Source organism: Klebsiella sp. AqSCr (assembly GCF_008452795.1).
In the GTDB taxonomy this organism is placed as follows: Bacteria; Pseudomonadota; Gammaproteobacteria; order Enterobacterales; family Enterobacteriaceae; genus Klebsiella; species Klebsiella pneumoniae.
In genome coordinates this window covers 1-2,742 of sequence record NZ_MJDM01000020.1, presented here as the reverse complement: position 1 = coordinate 2,742, position 2,742 = coordinate 1, and the positions used below count along the sequence as shown (strand labels likewise).

Here is a 2,742-nt window from a genome sequence, read left to right as displayed (position 1 = left end):
CAGGTTCAGCAGGTCCCCGCACAAAGTCAAAACCGCGGCCCCGGCAACTCAACGGGTGATGTTCTTTAAAAATCAGGAAAAAGAAAAATGCAGGATCCTTCATTGCGAACGTATCGGATCGCATTTCTGGGAAGCAATGCCAGCGGCAATCTGCCGATGTTTACCCGGGTGCAGGCCACGACCGGAAAACGGGCGATAAAAGCGTTTATTGAACGCTGTGAACCCGTCAAAGGCTGGTTTCTGGGCGAACCGGAAGACATTACCGATCAGCTTAAGAAGGAGGAAGAAGAAGCGGGAAGCAAACCGCAGATATGAAAAAAGCAGGGTAAACCCTGCTTCTCCCACGCCGTAAAAATCGCACGAACGGTTTTTCCGGCTTCGTTAACTACCATAAGGAGTCAACTTTATGATCTTTTCTATTTTTTCACCTTCCGCAGGCGCTGTAAAGCCCCGTCGTCATTCGCGCATTCTGCGCGCAGATATCACCGCACCTGAGATTGATCCCGCTCTCAGAGCTTTCGGGCGTCATATCGCCAGAAGTCACCGCAAAGGGCGTGGTGTCCACATCCCCGCGATGAAAAATACCGCCCTCGGGCAGGTACTCCGCACGCTGGAACTGAAACGCGCATTTAACTGATGAGGTGAGCCGCCCCGCGAGGGGCGGCAACTGCAGGAAGGAGAAAACACAATGACACCGACTACCGCACAGATCATGACGGAAAATACCGTCAGCCAGACTTACCGGGCAACCTATTCACCCGATGATAATAAATTGCGACTTTACGCATCATTACGGCTCGATGAAGAAACGTATTCCCTGATCAACAAAGCAGGCTTTCGCTGGGCGCCCAAACAGAAACTCTTTGTGGCGCCAGCCTGGACGCCGGGGCGGGAGGATGTCCTGCTTTCGCTCGCCGGTGATATCGAGGACGAGGACAGCACCATGTTTGATCGCCAGGAGCAGCGCGCCGGGCGGTTCAGTGACTACAGTGACCGGCGGGCGGTTGAATCGGAGCAGGCGCTTGCGCATGTTGATTCGCTGGCATCGGCTGTCCCGCTGGGACAGCCGATCCTGGTAGGCCACCACAGCGAGCGCCGCGCGCGCCGGCATGCGCAGAAAATTGAGAGCGGCATGAAACGTGCCGTGATGCTGTTCGAGCGTGCGGAATACTGGGAACAGCGCGCGCAGGCCTCTCTGCGGCACGCAAAATACAAGGAGCGTCCGGATGTGCGTTACCGCCGTATCAAAAAAATCGAGGCGGAATTACGCAAGTCCCAAAAGCACATTGCCCGGTCTGAAAAGTATATGACGATGTGGCGTGCGCAGACGCTCGATCTGAAAATGGCGTTACTGGTCAGTAATTATGATCATATTCATGCCTGCTTCACGCTCGACAAATACCCCCGCCCGGCAGAGAAAAGCCAGTATGAGGGCTCGATGTCTCTCCATTCTGCCCTGTCGGAGGAGATCATTACTTTTGAACAGGCGCGTGATATTGCGATCCGCTGTCATGAGCGCACGATTAACCACCAACAGCGCTGGGTTAATCATTACCAGAACCGCCTGGCCTACGAACGCGCGATGCTCAATGAAAACGGTGGCGTTGTCACCCGAACACAGGAATTTGAACCAGGCGGGCAGGTACTGAGCCGGGGAGAATGGTTAACCATTCTCCGGGTTAACCGGAGTAAGGGGGAGGTGAGTTCAGTCGAAACGCCCGGTTATCGCTTTCTGGGCTACAGCGGCACGATGAAACTCACGCCCGACCGTATCACGGACTACAAAGCCCCGACAGCGGAGGAAGCCAGCGACGCGAAGAAAGCGGCGAAGCGCCCACCGATCGTCAATTATCCGGGGGAAGGGTTCCGGGAAATGACAAAAGCCGAGTGGGCGAAATTACCCGCTGATTATAAAGGCGTGCGGGGTGCTGCAGAAACCGAAACACACGGCGCCTACCGCTTCCGCCGGTGCATGACGCACGGTTGTACGCTCGTGAATGTGTATATCACAGACATGAAAACCGTTGAAATTCCGAAAAAATAGCAGGAAGGCTCCCCGGCATCTTGCCGGGGAGGTCAGGGAGTACATTCATGCATCATGACCTTAAACACCGTATTCAGGCGATGCGGGTCAAACTGGAAGGGCGCGCCCCTGTCGCTGAAATTCGGGGTAGCTCGCAACTTTTTGTCACCCCCTCCCCGGAATGTCGCCGGTTGGTTGAGCTGGCTGATGTCCGGGAAACCGATCGCATTCTGGAACCCAGTGCCGGAACGGGCGCCATACTGCAGGCGATCAGGGATGCAGTCCCCCGGGCGAAGTGTGACGCCGTGGAGCTGCACGCCGGGTTAGCCCGTCACCTGCAGGCTCATTTCCCGGAGGTCCGGATCTGGTGCGGAGATTTTCTCGAATATCATCCGGAGCGCCGGTATACACGAATTATCATGAATCCGCCGTTTAATCGCGGTGATGATATCCGGCATATCCGGCGGGCATTAACTCTGCTTGAGCCTGGCGGGATTCTGACGGGCATATGTCTGGACGGGCCGCGTCAGCAAAAGGCGCTGGAGTCCCTGGCGGACGTCTGGGAGCCGTTGCCACGGGGAACATTCACGTATACCCAGGTAGCGACCGCCATTCTCAGAATAACCGTCTGATGACACGTTAAGCCGGCGGGGCACCTGTCCCCGTCTGGCCGCGCCTCGAAAGACCGCGCGCCTGCGGCGCCGGGAAAACCGGGCCGC

4 protein-coding genes are annotated in these 2,742 nt (G+C 56.6%); all 4 read left to right on the top strand.

The features are described from left to right. Window positions 1–87: 87 nt before the first annotated feature. The 4 genes from BHE81_RS25565 to BHE81_RS25550 all read left to right on the top strand — a co-directional run bounded on the left by BHE81_RS25565 (window position 88) and on the right by BHE81_RS25550 (window position 2,655). Window positions 88–315, top strand: a complete 228-nt coding sequence (locus tag BHE81_RS25565) for a hypothetical protein (protein ID WP_001568050.1) — start codon at window positions 88–90, stop codon at window positions 313–315. A gap of 91 nt (window positions 316–406) precedes the next feature. After that, a complete protein-coding gene (locus BHE81_RS25560; RefSeq protein WP_009310031.1) occupies window positions 407–637 on the top strand; it encodes a hypothetical protein in 231 nt (76 codons plus the stop codon). A 51-nt stretch (window positions 638–688) separates the two neighbouring features. Continuing rightward, a complete protein-coding gene (locus BHE81_RS25555; RefSeq protein WP_110246720.1) occupies window positions 689–2,044 on the top strand; it encodes a DUF3560 domain-containing protein in 1,356 nt (451 codons plus the stop codon). A gap of 47 nt (window positions 2,045–2,091) precedes the next feature. After that, on the top strand, window positions 2,092–2,655 hold the full coding sequence (locus tag BHE81_RS25550; RefSeq protein WP_004182054.1) for a methyltransferase: 564 nt from the start codon (window positions 2,092–2,094) through the stop codon (window positions 2,653–2,655). Window positions 2,656–2,742: the final 87 nt, after the last annotated feature.